This window comes from Acidimicrobiales bacterium (assembly GCA_040219085.1).
In the GTDB taxonomy this organism is placed as follows: Bacteria; Actinomycetota; Acidimicrobiia; order Acidimicrobiales; family JAVJTC01; genus JAVJTC01.
The window spans coordinates 48,137-61,254 of sequence record JAVJTC010000026.1 but is presented as its reverse complement, the minus strand read 5'-3'; the positions used below and the strand labels follow the sequence as shown (position 1 = coordinate 61,254).

Below are 13,118 nucleotides of genomic sequence, written 5' to 3'. Positions count from 1 at the left end.
GCAGTGACACCGATGGCGACACCACCGGCGGGACCACGGGTGGCGACACCACCGGCGGGACCACGGGTGGCGACACCACCGGCGGGACCACGGGTGGCGACACCACCGGCGGCAGTGACACCGATGGCGACACCACCGGCGGCGACACCACAGGCGGGACCACGGGTGGCGACACCACCGGCGGCGGCACCACAGGCGGGACCACAGGCGGCGGCACCACAGGCGGGACCACAGGCGGCGGCACCACCGGCGGCGGCACCACCGGCGGGACCACAGGCGGCGGCACGACCGGAGGTGGTCCGGTCCCTGCCGGCGCATCCACGCGAACCCTCTGCGACCCGCTCGCCTCGACCGCGAGTTCGATCATCAACGGCGGTGGTCAGGCGCTGCACACCGCCGAGGCGGACTACGTCGACTGCTTCTGGCTGAAGGGCATCGACACGGCCGTTGCGGTCTTCTACTCCCCCGACGCCAGCGAGTACGAGGCCGCCAAGGAGTTCGCCGACCCGTTCGGCGGGCTCAGCGTGCCGGCCGTTCTCGAAGAAGGCGTCATCGTGGCACTCTCACCGAACGGATGGACGGTCGGCGTCGCGGTCACCATCGGTGAGAGCGGTTTCGACCAGGGCGCAGCCGTGAACATGGCCGAAGCGGCGCTCGACGCGCTCGCGGCGATCGCCTGACCGGGACGGGAACTCAGGACCCGTTGCGGCGGGACCGGTCGCGGTAGTCCCGCGCGGCGCCGGTCTCGGGCTCCACCTCGAGCCAGAGCCCGTCGATCATGACGACCCGCACGGGCTCTCCCTGCGCGATCGGCGTCGCCCGGTTGGTCCTCGCCCGCCACAGCGAGTCACGAACCGACACCACGCCGTCGGGGTCGACGTCCTCGACCGCTTCACCCAGCTCGCCGATCATCCACTCGCGACCGATCGTCGGCGTCGAGAACCGGGTCCGCACCATGGCGGGCATGCCGCTCACCATGCCGACCACCACGCCGAGGACCCCGACGAGCATCGGTATCCACGACATCGACACGCCGTCGTAGAGAGTCAGCGTCCCGGCGATGAACGCGGCTGTCCCGATGACGGTCCACGCGCGCGGAACACCCGTCTGGACGTCGACCGCGAAGCCGAAGAACGAGAACACGAGAACGCCGATCGCCCAGTTGTTCGTCGGTAGGACCGCCAAGCCGTAGCAGGCGAAGGCGAACGAACCGGCCCCCACGACACCGGCGATGCCGACCCCGGCCGTGAAGAACTCGAACAGCAACAGCGACAGGCCGGTGGCGAAGAGCAGATAGGCGACCGGCGGGCTCGCCACGGTGTGCAACAACTGTTCGAACAGATCGAGCCGGATGAAGCGGACCTGCGTGACCGGCTCGCGGCGGAGCTCGTCGCCCTCGTCGATCGTGCGGACCTCGAAGCCGTAGTTGCCGAGCTCCACGAGGAAATCGCCCAGCACCGGGGCCGGGAACTCGGTGATGCCGGCCTCGAGCGCCTCGGTGTGGCCGATCGTGCGGTCACGGAGAAGATCGCCACCGTCGTCCCAGACCGTGGCGAACTCCGTCGGGTCGAGAACCTGGTCGCCGAGGTTGCCGATACGCGATCCCGGAGCGACGCCGATCCGTTCGGTCACTCCGATGAGCTGGGCGACCTCACCGGTGGCGCGGGAACCACTCGGACCGACCCATGCCGTGACGGGAACCTCGGAGTCCGTTATCTGCGTCGCCAGTTCGGCGAGGCGTTCGGGGGAGACGACGGCTCCCGTCGAGTTCACCTGGAGGACGAGTACCAGCGCACCCTGGTCCTCGGCGTCGCTGATTGCATCCGAGACGAAGTCGGCGAGGACAGGATCGAGCAGGCCACTGACCTGGGCGACGATGGCCACGCCGGCATCGGTGTCCACAGGGTCGCCGTCCTGGGCAGCGGCAGGCGTCGCCAGGCCGCTGAAGAGGGTCGCGAGCAGACCTGCGAGCAGCAGGATGAGCGATAGTCTGCGGGTCGTCACGGGGCGAATCGGCCTCGTCGGGGCGAACGGATGGATCTGACGGACTTCTTCAGGAGCTCGAAGGTTGTCGTCGTCGCCGGCAAGGGTGGCGTCGGCAAGACAACCGTATCCGTCGTGCTCTCCGCCGCGGCAGCCGAGGCGGGACTGCGATGTCTGCTCGTCGCGATCGCAGGCCGGGCCGAGACCTCGGAAGGCGTGGGCATCGATCCGGACATCGGCCGGATCGTCCGCGAGGGCGGCCATGTCGAGGTGATGCAGCTGACGCCGGCGATGGTGATCCAGGAGCAGGTGGCCAAGCGCCGCGCCGAGGAGGTCGGCCGCCAGATCGAGCGCCGCGAGGAGCTCGCCCGTCTGCTGCGGTCCTGGTCCCCGGGGCTCAGCAGCCTGCTCCTGCTTGCGAAGATCCGGAAGCTCTCGGAGCGGACCGACCTCGACCTGATCGTCGTCGACGCCCCCGCCACGGGCAACGCCTCGCTGTTCCTGCGCGCCCCCACCGCCACTCTCGAGACCATCGAGAGCGGGGAGTTGCGCTCACAGGCGGAGCTGGCCCAGGCGATGCTCACCGACCCGAGCCGGTGCCAGATCACGCTCGTGACGCTTGCGGCGGAATCACCGGTGAACGAACTGATCGAGACCGCGTACGAACTCGAGGACGAGATCGGCGTGAAGCTGGGTCCGGTCGTCGTGAACGCGGTCGAGGGCGCTCCAGAGGGGCTGCCCGATCCCGAGACATGGCAGGCACCGGCCGACCTCGGCCTCTCGTCCCAGGAGGTGGCCTCACTCGTTGAGGCCGTCGCATTCACCCGGGCGCGCCACCGCCTCGAAGAGCGGGAACTGTCGCGGCTGCGCGAAGAACTCCCCCTTCCACGGATCGAGCTGCCGCTGATGCCCTCGGTCGGACTCGACGACGAGGCGCTGCAGACCCTCGTCGACCGCCTGCGCGACGGAGTCGCCGCGCTCACCGCCCGATGACACGGCGGGAGCGGGCCCTCGTCGACCACGAGGTGGTCCTCTGTCTCGGGACCGGTGGGGTCGGCAAGACCACGGTCGCCTCGGCGCTCGCGTTGCAGAGCGCGTTCGCGGGACGTCGCGCCCTGGTGGTCACCGTGGACCCCGCCCGGCGGCTCGCGGGAGCCCTCGGCGTCGAACTGGGCAGCGAGCCGGTCGAGGTCACCGGCGAGTGGGACGGGCGACTCGACGCCCTGATGCTGGACCGACGCCAGGCACTCGACGCCGCGGTCCGTCGCCATTCGCCGGACCCGGCGACCGCTGCCAAGATCCTGGCGAACCGGTACTACCAGAACCTTCTCGACGTGGCTCCCGGCGCCACTGAGCACGCCGTGACGGAGGTCCTCCACGAGCTGCACGGCCGCGGCGAGTGGGATCTGATCGTGATCGACACGCCGCCGGCCCGCGACGCCCTTTCCATCCTCGCCGCCCCACGGCTGATGATCGAGCTCGCGAGTCGGGGAATGGGGTCTGGCACAGGCACGATGTCGCGGATCCGGCGGGCGGCGATCAGCACCGGCTTGAAGGCGGTCGGTCGGATCATCGGGGCGTCGGTCGTGGAGGACCTGCGGATCTTCTTCGAGGCACTCGCTGGTCTGCGAGCCGGCCTCGAGGAACGCGCCGGAGCGATCGAGGCGCTCCTGGTCAGCGACCGCGTGGCCTACGCCTGCGTCACCCGCCCGCGCCTCGACACCTTGACCGAGGCACGCACGATCCGCGATCAGCTCGTCGCAGATCGACGACAGGTCCACACGGTCTTCGTCAACCAGATGCGGCCAGATCCGCCGTCGCGAGACCCAGCGGCGCTGCGGGCACTCGCTTCAGAAGCGGACATGCCGACCGCCGCCGCCCTGAAGGCGCTGGCGCACCTCAAGGAGGTCGCGGCACTGGAACGGTCGCTCGTCGACGAGTTGGCGCGTGACATCGATGCCGACGTGGTCAGGCTCACGATGCTCGAAGGCGACGTCCACGACGTGTCGGGAGTGGCCGCGATCGCGCGGATGATCGAAAGCGGGCACTGAGCCCGCGTCCGATCAGAGGTCGGGCGTCTCGTCGAGGCGGGCGACCGCTTCCTCGAGTGACTCCGTCACCGGGACGATCCGGTCGAAGCCGGTGGTGTGCAGGAGGCGGGTGAGCGCCGGGCGCGAGCAGGCGACGGAAACCCGTCCCTCGGCCTCACGGACACGTCGGATACCGCCGATCAGCGCACCGAGGCCGGCGGAGTCCATGAACGGCACGTCGGACAGGTCGATGACCAGGCGCGGCCGCGTGGACAGTTCACTCAGCGTCTCGCGGAACTGGCCGACGGTGTACGCGTCGAGCTCCCCGGCGGGACGGCACACGACGTAGTCGCCGTCGTCGTTCTCGTCGATGGTGATGTCGAGCACAGCATCCTCCGGGTTCTCGTCGCTGGCGATGCTAGCGCCCGGGACCGGCGGCCCGGCCGCCCGAGGCCGGGGTTCGTCTCGTGTCCATCCCGGACGGTGCGGTACCGTTGCGGCCCGTGACCGACGTGTTGCTCGCCACCGACGCCGACTGGATCTTCGACGAGGTCGCCGCCGCGCTCGCCGACGGTGACACAACCGTGCACCGTGTCCGCGCCGGCCGCGACGTCCGGCGGACCGTCGCCGTGATCCAGCCCGACCTCGTCATCCTCGATCTCCAGATCGGGTCCATGGGCGGTATCGCGACGTGCCTGGATCTGCGACTCGAGTCCGGGGCGGGACGTCTGCCGGATCAGCGGATCCTGCTGCTCCTGGACCGTGAGGCCGACGTCTTCATCACCCGGGAGGCGAAGGCGGACGGGTACATGATCAAGCCCGTGGACTCGTTCCGCATCGGCCGGGCCGCTCAGGCCCTGCTCGACGGCGGCACCTGGAGTGAACCGGTCGCGGCGCCCGCCCGATAGCATCCGAGTTCGCACATCACGGGCTGTGGCGCAGTTTGGCTAGCGCGCTTCGTTCGGGACGAAGAGGTCCCGGGTTCAAATCCCGGCAGCCCGACAGCCACCCTTGCAATCCGACGCATGACCCCTGGCAAGCACCACGTTCACGTGGCCGTTCAGGTGACCGGACGTCCCGCAGGCGCGGAACGACGACGCTGCGAAACCTAGGCGCGGTGTTCGAGCGCCCCGAGGAGGTCGCCGACCATGTGGTGGGCCTCGAGGGGGTGGCGCATCGGCACGTCGGTCTTGAGGTGGTAGTGGTTGCGCCGGCCGACCTTCTCACGCTCGATGTAGCCCGCGGCCTCGAGATCGGTGATGATTCCCATCGCCGTGCGTTCGGTGATGCCGACGAGAGAAGCGATGTCTCGCAGCCGCAGATTCGGGTTGGTCGCGATCGCCAACAGCACGTGGCCGTGGTTGGTGAGAAACGTCCAGCGGGGCGACTCGTCGGTTTCGGTGCTCATTGGTACCCCATTGGTAGAGGATTGATTCCACCCACATGTCATGTAAGTGAAACTTGCTCGCTACGGATAAACGGACTTCACGGACACTACCCCCGTCGGACGACGGAGACACGTTTCGCTACCCCTGTTGAGTTCACCTTTCGTTAACCCGCCCGCCGACCCCCGTTCGACCGGCGTTCGGCCAGACTGTCCGCGGTGCCGCCTGAACTCGTGATCTTCGACAACGACGGCGTCCTGGTGGACAGCGAGCCGTTGTCCAACTCGGTCATGGCGACGGTTCTCACCGAGCTCGGCGTGCCGACGACCGTCGAAGGCTCGATGAGCAGATTCCTCGGTCGATCCCTGCCTGCGGTTCGTCACATCGTCGAGACCGAGGACGGGATCACGCTCCCGATCGACTTCGAAGGGAGCTATACCGACCGCCTCCACGATCTCTTCACGACGTCATTGACGGTGGTACCCGGGATGCGCGATGTGGTCGAAGCCGTAGCCGGAGCCGGCATCGCCTACTGCGTCGCGTCCTCCGGCGGCCACGACAAGATCCGACTCACCCACGCCCTCGTCGGCCTGACAGACCTCTTCGCAGACCTCACGTTCAGCGCGGACGACGTCGCGCACGGAAAGCCCGAACCCGACCTTTTCCTACATGCGGCCGCGTCGATGGCTGTCGACCCCGCCGCGTGCATCGTCATCGAGGACAGCCCGGCGGGCGTCGAGGCCGCCCGACGGGCCGGCATGGACTGCATCGGCTTCGCGGCCCGGACCGGCACGGGTGCACTGCACGCAGCCACCCTGGGGGTCGTCACCGCCGCTGACGACATCGGCCCGATCCTCGGCCTCTAGGCTCTAGCCGTGCAGATTGACGTCATCGTCGAAATCCCCAAGGGCTCGCGCAACAAGTACGAGGTCGACCACGAGACGGGCCAGATCCGCCTCGACCGACACCTGTTCACCGCCACGCGCTACCCCGCCGACTACGGCTTCGTGCCCGACACCCTCGCCGAGGACGGCGACCCGTTGGACGTGCTCGTCCTCCTCGAGGAGCCGACGTTCCCGGGATGCGTCATCGGCGCCCGCCCCATCGGCGTGATGTGGATGCGTGACGAGGCCGGGCCCGACGCGAAGATCCTCGCGGTGCCCGCCGGCGACCCGCGCTGGGACGAATGGCGGGACCTTTCCGACGTGCCCGACCACCTGATGGCTGAGATCCGCCATTTCTTCGAGATCTACAAGGCGCTGGAGCCCGACAAGACCACCGAGGTGCGCGACTGGGAGGGCCGGGAGTCCGCGGAGCGTGTGGTCGAGGAGTCCCGCCGCCGCCACGACGAGCATCACTGACGCCCCACCGCCGCGACTACGGTCCCCGCGATGCAGATCGGCGAGTTCCAGGACCTGATGGAGAACCTCTATGGCGACGCCGACCGCGAGCGCGGGATACCCGCCACCGTTGCCTGGCTGGCCGAGGAACTCGGTGAGCTCGCCCAGGCGGTGAGGAAGGGCACGACCGCTCAACAGCTCCACGAACTGGGCGACGTCTTCGCGTGGCTCGCGTCGCTCGCGAACCAACTGAACCTCTCGCTCGAGGACGCGGCCGACCGCTACGTCACCGACCCGCCGCTCTGAGATCCCCGCTCTACGAACGGCGGGCGAGCAGTGCCTCGGCGATCTGGACCGCGTTGAGCGCGGCGCCCTTTCGGAGGTTGTCCCCTGACAGGAACAGCGCCAGACCGTTGGGCACCGTCGGATCCCGGCGGATCCTGCCGACGTAGGTGGCGTCCACGCCGGCCGCCTTGAGCGGCGTGGGGACGTCGGTCAGGACGACCCCGGGTAGGCCCGTCAGCAACTCGGTGGCGCGCGCCGCGCTGAGTTCACGCTCGAACGACGCGTTGATCGCGAGCGAGTGGCCGGTGAAGACGGGAACCCGCACGCACGTGGCGGACACCTCGAGGTCGGGCAGGCCCAGGATCTTGCGGCTCTCGTTGCGGAGCTTGCGCTCCTCGTCGGTCTCGTCCGAGCCGTCGTCGAGCAGGCTCCCGCAGAACGGGATCACGTTGTGGGCGATCGGTTCGACGAACTTGTCGCCCGGCGGGAACTCCACGGCGCGACCGTCGTGGGTGAGCGCGAGGGCACCGTCGATGGTCTTGTGCAACTGCTCGTCGAGTTCACGCACCCCGGCCAGGCCGGCTCCGGAGGTGGCCTGGTAGGTCGAGACCACCAACGAGGTGAGGCCGGCCTCACGTGCGAGGGGGTCGAGGACCGGCATGGCCACCATCGTCGTGCAGTTGGGATTGGCGACGATCCCCTTGGGGATGTGTGCCAGCGCGGCCTCGTTCACCTCGGGGACCACGAGCGGGACGTCGGGGTCCATGCGCCAGGCCGAGGAGTTGTCGACCACGATCGCCCCGTCCGCGGCGACCTTCTCGGCCAACTCCCGGGAGGTCCCGCCACCGGCGGAGAACAGAACCACGTCGAGATCGCCGTAGTCAGCTGTCGACGCGTCCTCGACCGTCACCTCCGCCCCGGCCCATGGCAGTGTCGTGCCCGCCGAACGGGCTGACGCAAAGAAACGGATCCGGCCGACGGGGAACTCACGCTCGGCGAGGATCGACCTCATGACGCCGCCGACCTGGCCGGTTGCTCCAACGATTCCGATGTCCATGCTTCGAGGCTACCGGCCACCGTCGGAGCGCCCCAGGGGTCATCGAACCGCTCAGGTCACACCGACCGGTCCTCGGGGGCGAGATGGAGTTCGAAGGCGGCGTGCAGCAGCTGGATCGACCGTTCCGCGTCGGACTCGTCCACGACGCAACTGATCCGGATCGGCGAGGTCGAGATCATCTCGAGGTTGATACCGGCGTCGGCGAGGGTCTCGAACATCTTGGCGGCGACGCCCGGGTTGGTCTTCATGCCGGCGCCGATGAGAGACACGAGGGCGATCGTCTCGTCGAAGGAGGTGTCCTTGGCACCGATCGCCTCCACGAGGCCGGCCGCAGCGGCGGTCACGGCGTCGATCTGGCCGCGCGGGACGGTGAACGAGATGTCGGTCACCCCCTGATCCGACACGTTCTGAACGATCATGTCGACGTTGACGTCGACGTCCGCGAGCGTGCGGAACACGTTGGCAGCGACGCCCGGCTGGTCCGGGACGCCGCTGATGGTGACCTTTGCCTGGTCGACCTCGTGGGTGACCGCGCGGATGATGGCCTTCTCCATGGACGAATCCTCCTCGGAGACGATGGTGCCCCGTTCCCAGGTGAACGCGGAACGGACGTGGAGCGTGACCCCGTAGGCGCGTGCGACCTCGACGGAACGCATCGCGGGCTTGGGGCAACCGGTGGCGGTCATTTCCAACAGCTCGTCGAAGGTGACCCGTGACATCTTGCGGGCGTCGGGCACGACGCGGGGATCCGTCGTGAACACACCAGACACGTCGGTGTAGAGCTCACACGCGTCCGCGTCGAGGACCTGGGCGAGAGCAACCGCAGTGGTGTCGGAACCGCCCCGACCCAGGAACGTCACGTCCCTGTCCACCGACACGCCCTGCGAACCGGCGACGACCGGGACGCGCCCGGCCGCGACGGCCTCACGGATACGGTCCGGCCGGATCTCACGGATACGGGCGTTCTGGTGGATGCCGTCGGTGATGAAACCGGCCTGGCTGCCGGTGAACGAATCGGCCGGTACGCCCAAATCTGCCAGCGCCATGCAGACGAGAGCACAGGCCTTGCGCTCGCCGGTGGTGATCAACATGTCCATCTCACGACCGGGCCTGGTGCTCGAGACGGCGTGCGCCACCCGCAGGAGCTCGTCGGTCTCCTTGCCCATCGCCGACACGACCAGAACGATCTGGTCGCCGCGCTTACGGGCCGCCGCGACCTGACGCGCGACCTCCCGGATGCGATCCGGGTCCGCGACGGAGGTGCCGCCGAATTTCTGTACGAGCAGAGCCACGGGCGCTCACGCTATCGCCGCGTTGTGGCCGGCCCCGACGGCACCGCTATCGCGGACCGCCCCGCGGGCGGTAGCTTGCCTGCGCATGGGTACCGACAAGCGTGAGCGCCAGAAGCAGGGCCGACAGGAGAGACTCGCCGAGAAGCAGGCCGCTGAAGCGCGCGCCAAGCAGCGCAAGACGATCATCCGGGTGGGCGTTCTCGCCGCCATCGCCGCCATCATCATCGTCTTGTTCGTCACCCTCGGAGGCGACGACTCCGACGACAGCCTCGTCGGCGGCGACACCAGCACCACGACGACCACCGCACCGCCGGAACTCGTCCTCGAGCCTTTCGTGGACAGCGACTACGGCGAGGGTGAGTGCGCTCCCGTCGACGGCGTCGACGAACCCGTCACCACCTTCGACGACGCCCCGGCACTGTGCATCGACCCCACCGAGACCTACGTGGCGACGTTCGCGACCACCGCCGGCGACATCGTCGTGGAACTGACCGCCGCCGACACACCCGGCACGGTCAACAACTTCGTGAACCTCGCCCGCTACGGCTACTACGACGACACCCTCGTCCACCGGGCGGACGACAGCATCGGCATCCTCCAGGGCGGCGCCCCCACCACGAACTCGGCCGCAGATCCCGGTCCCGGCTACACGATCCGCGACGAGGGCGCCGGCTTCACGTACGAAGCCGGGCAGATCGCCATGGCGAACCGTGGGCCCGACACGGCAGGCGGCCAGTGGTTCTTCACCGTCGACGAGAACGCGGCGCTGCTCGACGCCCAGGGAGCCTGGACGGTCTTCGGGGAGGTCACCGAGGGTCTCGACATCCTCGTGGACGTCCTCGCCACTCAGGTCGACGACGACAGCGGCCTCGGAGGCAGCCCCGACCCCGACGTCGTCGTCGAGTCCGTCACGATCACGACGCCCGACGGAGCCGGAAGCCCCGCCGAGAGCTGAGCTCACACAGGCGAGGGAAGGTCGGCGAGCGACGCCGGCGTGCCCGCCCTGTAGACCTGCACCGAACCGACACCGCGCACGACCCACTCACCGTCGATGTGGGCGAGCACCGTCCGGTCCTCGATGCCCGCGATCGTCATGTCCGCGGAGGCGAGGCGGATCGTGCGGCGGATCTTGTCGCGCGACCAGCGGTTGTGATGCGGGATCACCGACAGCCCGGTGAGAACACCCAACCCGACCGTGAAGGCACCCCCACGGGAGTCGACCATCGCGTCACAGAGCACGTCGGCACCGGCACCCGAGGCGACGAGGGCCGCCCCGCCGCGCCACGCCTCGACGATCGCCTCGAGCGAGTCGGTCTCGTGCAGCACCGAGCGCAGGTGCATCGCCGCACCGTCGAGGACGTAGACCATGCGCGCCGCCCGCAACTGAGCGGCCACACCGGGGTCCTTGGCTCCCTGACGGTCCCACACATCGAGCACGACGGACTCGAGGCCGACGGCCGCGAGACGCGACCGTGCACGGTCCAGGTGGCGGCCACGGTCGAGATACGCGGCGGCCGACGGCACGATCACGACGGCATCGGCCCCGGCGGCCGTGGCGATGTCGGCGTCGAAGTCGCACCCGTCGGTGAACTCCTCGCCGCCGACGAGAGCGAGCGGTCCCAGCGTGGTCATCGAGCCTCATCTCCTGTCGAGTGTGTTGGAGAGTCTCTCGCGGGTCGTGCCGTTCCCCACACCCAGTCCCGCAGCGGCAGGACGAGCGTCGGGACGCTGAAGCGCCGGACGCGCAGCACCGACATCCCCCCGGCCCAGAGCCGACGCGTCAGATCCGTCCCCACGTCGACACCCGCCAGCGACCACAGGCGGGATGCTCCACGGCCGGCGGTGCCCGGTCCCGGGTCGGGCTCGACGAAGACGAGCCGGCCGTCGGGAGAGAGGCCCGCGGCGATGGCGCCGATCAGCGCATCGGGGTCCGCGTCGAACGCGAGTCGCCCCATCGACACGACCGTGTCGAACGGAGCCAAACCCTCGATCTCGGACGCGAGACGGCCCGGGTTCGCCCCGAGCACGGTCACGGATCCGCGAACGTCGGGCGGATAGTCCGCGACCGATGAGAGGTCGCCGCCCAGATCCACGATCCGACCCTGGGCGACGAGCAGCGACCGCCCGACCCGGGCCCGCACGAGCCTGCGCACTGCGAGTGGAAGCGCATTCCGGCGAGCCGGAGCCGGGGGGAACGTGAGACGCTTCGCCACGCCGGCAACCTAGCCGCCCCCGCGGGCCCACCGAGACCGATAGCGTCGGATCCGTGCCGGTCGAACCCCCACCGTCACCGTGGTTGTTCCCACACCCCGGCGAGGGCGACCCCGACGGTCTCGTCGCCGTCGGAGCGGACCTCGCCCCCGGGACCCTCCTGCAGGCCTACCGCAGCGGGATCTTCCCGATGCCGATAGGTGACGGCCGCCTCGGCTGGTGGTCACCTGACCCGAGGGGCATCATCGAACCCGACGCCCTACGGGTGTCACGGTCGCTGCGGCGCTCGACGCGGCGCCTCGCCACCACCTTCGACGAGGACTTCACCGCGGTCGTGACCGCGTGCGCCACCACGCCCCGGCCCGGTGGGTGGATCACACCCGGCTTCGTGGACGCCTATGCCCACCTGCACCACCTCGGCTGGGCGCACAGCGTCGAGGTGTGGGACGACACCGGCCACCTCGTCGGCGGCCTCTACGGAGTCGCCATCGGCGGCCTCTTCGCCGGCGAGTCCATGTTCCACACGACGACCGACGCGTCGAAGGTCGCCCTGGTGTCCCTGGTCGAGGCATTCCGGCTCGGCGGTGGCCTCCTGCTCGACGTGCAGTGGTGGACACCCCACCTGGAGACACTGGGCGCAACCGAGGTCCCCCGACGCGAGTATCTTCGGCGTCTGCGGATCGCAGTCGAATCACCACAGGTCCAGCTGGGACCTGCCGATGACTCCGGGGGATCGTGACCGCAACCGACCGGGGGAGCCCCATGTCCACGAGCGCCGAACGGATCATCGTCTTCATCTGGGCCGCCGTCGGCGTCGGCGCGCTCATCGTGGGCGCCGTCGGCGAGGCCGACGACCGGGTGATGCGTCCGCTGGCGGCCGGCGGGGTGATCGCCGCGATCTGTTTCGGAGCGATCGTCGCCACGTGGGCACTGCGCTCAACCCATCGACGTGCCTACACACGACTCGCCGAGCTCGAGCAGGCGGTCGTCGCCCAGAACTCCGTCGAGACCGAACTGCACAAGACGGTGCACGAGGCCGCGGTCGCTGCCGCCGGAGGGGGCGGCGCTATCACCGATACCGACTCCGGTCTTCTCAACGAGACGTACCTGAGAGCTGCCCTCGTCGGCCGGGTCCACAACGCCCGGCGACACCTGCGCCCTCTCGCCTACTGCATCGTCCACGTGGGACGGGACGCCGACTCGCCCGAAGCGCCCGAGCCGTCGGCCGAACGCATCGCCGCGATCCTCGACGAGACACTGCGTGACGCCGACACCTCGTGTCGCCTCGACGACGGGCGATTCGGTCTCCTACTCGAGGACACTCCCGAAGACGGCGCCGTGTGGACCCTCGAACGGGTCCGACGCAACGTCACCGAGCAGTTGCCGGGGGCCACCGTGTGGGCCGGCGTCGCGACCTATCCGGCCCATGCGACCGACAGCGACGAACTGGCCGCAACCGCCCGCGACGCCCTCGCCCGGGCCCGCGAGTGGAAACAGAGCCGCATCGAAGTCGCTGCCCGAATCGGTTAGGGAGT

Annotated in this window: 17 protein-coding genes and 1 tRNA gene; 11 read left to right on the top strand and 7 right to left on the bottom strand. The window is 69.3% G+C overall.

Annotation, left to right across the window (positions count from 1 at the left end; all coding sequences use genetic code 11):
- On the top strand, nt 1–680 hold a 680-nt coding region (locus RIE08_10760; protein ID MEQ8718075.1), incomplete at its 5' end, for a hypothetical protein.
- Between the two features lie 13 nt (nt 681–693).
- Here RIE08_10760 and RIE08_10755 read toward each other — a convergent pair.
- A complete protein-coding gene (locus tag RIE08_10755) occupies nt 694–2,004 on the bottom strand; it encodes an NfeD family protein (protein ID MEQ8718074.1) in 1,311 nt (436 codons plus the stop codon).
- Between the two features lie 30 nt (nt 2,005–2,034).
- Between RIE08_10755 and RIE08_10750 the strand changes: the two genes are divergently transcribed.
- Nucleotides 2,035–2,976, top strand: coding sequence for an ArsA-related P-loop ATPase (locus RIE08_10750; GenBank protein ID MEQ8718073.1), 942 nt, complete (start codon nt 2,035–2,037; stop codon nt 2,974–2,976).
- Complete coding sequence (locus RIE08_10745) at nt 2,973–4,034, top strand: ArsA-related P-loop ATPase (GenBank protein ID MEQ8718072.1); 1,062 nt, start codon at nt 2,973–2,975, stop codon at nt 4,032–4,034. Before RIE08_10750 ends, RIE08_10745 begins: the two co-directional genes overlap by 4 nt.
- 12 nt (nt 4,035–4,046) lie before the next feature.
- On the opposite strand, the gene RIE08_10740 is transcribed toward RIE08_10745, so the two are convergent.
- Complete coding sequence (locus RIE08_10740; protein ID MEQ8718071.1) at nt 4,047–4,400, bottom strand: STAS domain-containing protein; 354 nt, start codon at nt 4,398–4,400, stop codon at nt 4,047–4,049.
- A 116-nt stretch (nt 4,401–4,516) separates the two neighbouring features.
- Between RIE08_10740 and RIE08_10735 the strand changes: the two genes are divergently transcribed.
- Nucleotides 4,517–4,921, top strand: a complete 405-nt coding sequence (locus tag RIE08_10735) for a hypothetical protein (GenBank protein MEQ8718070.1) — start codon at nt 4,517–4,519, stop codon at nt 4,919–4,921.
- Between the two features lie 19 nt (nt 4,922–4,940).
- Nucleotides 4,941–5,015, top strand: a tRNA-Pro gene (locus tag RIE08_10730).
- A 106-nt stretch (nt 5,016–5,121) separates the two neighbouring features.
- On the opposite strand, the gene RIE08_10725 is transcribed toward RIE08_10730, so the two are convergent.
- Complete coding sequence (locus tag RIE08_10725; protein MEQ8718069.1) at nt 5,122–5,421, bottom strand: MarR family transcriptional regulator; 300 nt, start codon at nt 5,419–5,421, stop codon at nt 5,122–5,124.
- Between the two features lie 195 nt (nt 5,422–5,616).
- On the opposite strand from RIE08_10725, the gene RIE08_10720 reads away from it, so the two are divergent.
- From RIE08_10720 to RIE08_10710, 3 genes are read left to right on the top strand one after another with little or no spacing between them, the layout of a single operon-like run.
- Nucleotides 5,617–6,264, top strand: a complete 648-nt coding sequence (locus RIE08_10720) for an HAD family phosphatase (GenBank protein ID MEQ8718068.1) — start codon at nt 5,617–5,619, stop codon at nt 6,262–6,264.
- A 9-nt stretch (nt 6,265–6,273) separates the two neighbouring features.
- On the top strand, nt 6,274–6,759 hold the full coding sequence (locus tag RIE08_10715) for an inorganic diphosphatase (protein ID MEQ8718067.1): 486 nt from the start codon (nt 6,274–6,276) through the stop codon (nt 6,757–6,759).
- A gap of 30 nt (nt 6,760–6,789) precedes the next feature.
- Nucleotides 6,790–7,044, top strand: coding sequence for a MazG nucleotide pyrophosphohydrolase domain-containing protein (locus tag RIE08_10710; protein MEQ8718066.1), 255 nt, complete (start codon nt 6,790–6,792; stop codon nt 7,042–7,044).
- 10 nt (nt 7,045–7,054) lie between these two features.
- On the opposite strand, the gene RIE08_10705 is transcribed toward RIE08_10710, so the two are convergent.
- Both RIE08_10705 and RIE08_10700 read right to left on the bottom strand, forming a co-directional pair.
- Entirely contained in the window at nt 7,055–8,080 is a 1,026-nt protein-coding gene (locus RIE08_10705) for an aspartate-semialdehyde dehydrogenase (protein MEQ8718065.1), read from the bottom strand.
- A gap of 56 nt (nt 8,081–8,136) precedes the next feature.
- The gene (locus RIE08_10700; protein ID MEQ8718064.1) at nt 8,137–9,372 is read right to left on the bottom strand and encodes an aspartate kinase; all 1,236 of its coding nucleotides are present in this window, start codon (nt 9,370–9,372) and stop codon (nt 8,137–8,139) included.
- An 85-nt stretch (nt 9,373–9,457) separates the two neighbouring features.
- Between RIE08_10700 and RIE08_10695 the strand changes: the two genes are divergently transcribed.
- The gene (locus RIE08_10695) at nt 9,458–10,327 is read left to right on the top strand and encodes a peptidylprolyl isomerase (protein MEQ8718063.1); all 870 of its coding nucleotides are present in this window, start codon (nt 9,458–9,460) and stop codon (nt 10,325–10,327) included.
- A 2-nt stretch (nt 10,328–10,329) separates the two neighbouring features.
- Here the strand turns inward: RIE08_10695 and RIE08_10690 are convergent, their stop codons facing one another.
- Nucleotides 10,330–11,004 carry a Type 1 glutamine amidotransferase-like domain-containing protein gene (locus RIE08_10690; protein MEQ8718062.1) on the bottom strand — a complete coding sequence of 225 codons (675 nt, stop codon included), beginning with the start codon at nt 11,002–11,004 and terminating at the stop codon, nt 10,330–10,332.
- Nucleotides 11,001–11,585: a hypothetical protein gene (locus RIE08_10685; GenBank protein MEQ8718061.1), complete on the bottom strand. Its 585-nt coding sequence runs from the start codon at nt 11,583–11,585 to the stop codon at nt 11,001–11,003. Before RIE08_10685 ends, RIE08_10690 begins: the two co-directional genes overlap by 4 nt.
- A gap of 53 nt (nt 11,586–11,638) precedes the next feature.
- Between RIE08_10685 and aat the strand changes: the two genes are divergently transcribed.
- Both aat and RIE08_10675 read left to right on the top strand, forming a co-directional pair.
- Nucleotides 11,639–12,322 (top strand): leucyl/phenylalanyl-tRNA--protein transferase, encoded by a 684-nt coding sequence (gene aat / locus RIE08_10680; protein ID MEQ8718060.1) that lies wholly within the window; start codon nt 11,639–11,641, stop codon nt 12,320–12,322.
- Nucleotides 12,323–12,345: 23 nt separating this feature from the next.
- Nucleotides 12,346–13,113 carry a diguanylate cyclase gene (locus RIE08_10675; GenBank protein ID MEQ8718059.1) on the top strand — a complete coding sequence of 256 codons (768 nt, stop codon included), beginning with the start codon at nt 12,346–12,348 and terminating at the stop codon, nt 13,111–13,113.
- The last annotated feature ends 5 nt before the right edge of the window (nt 13,114–13,118 follow it).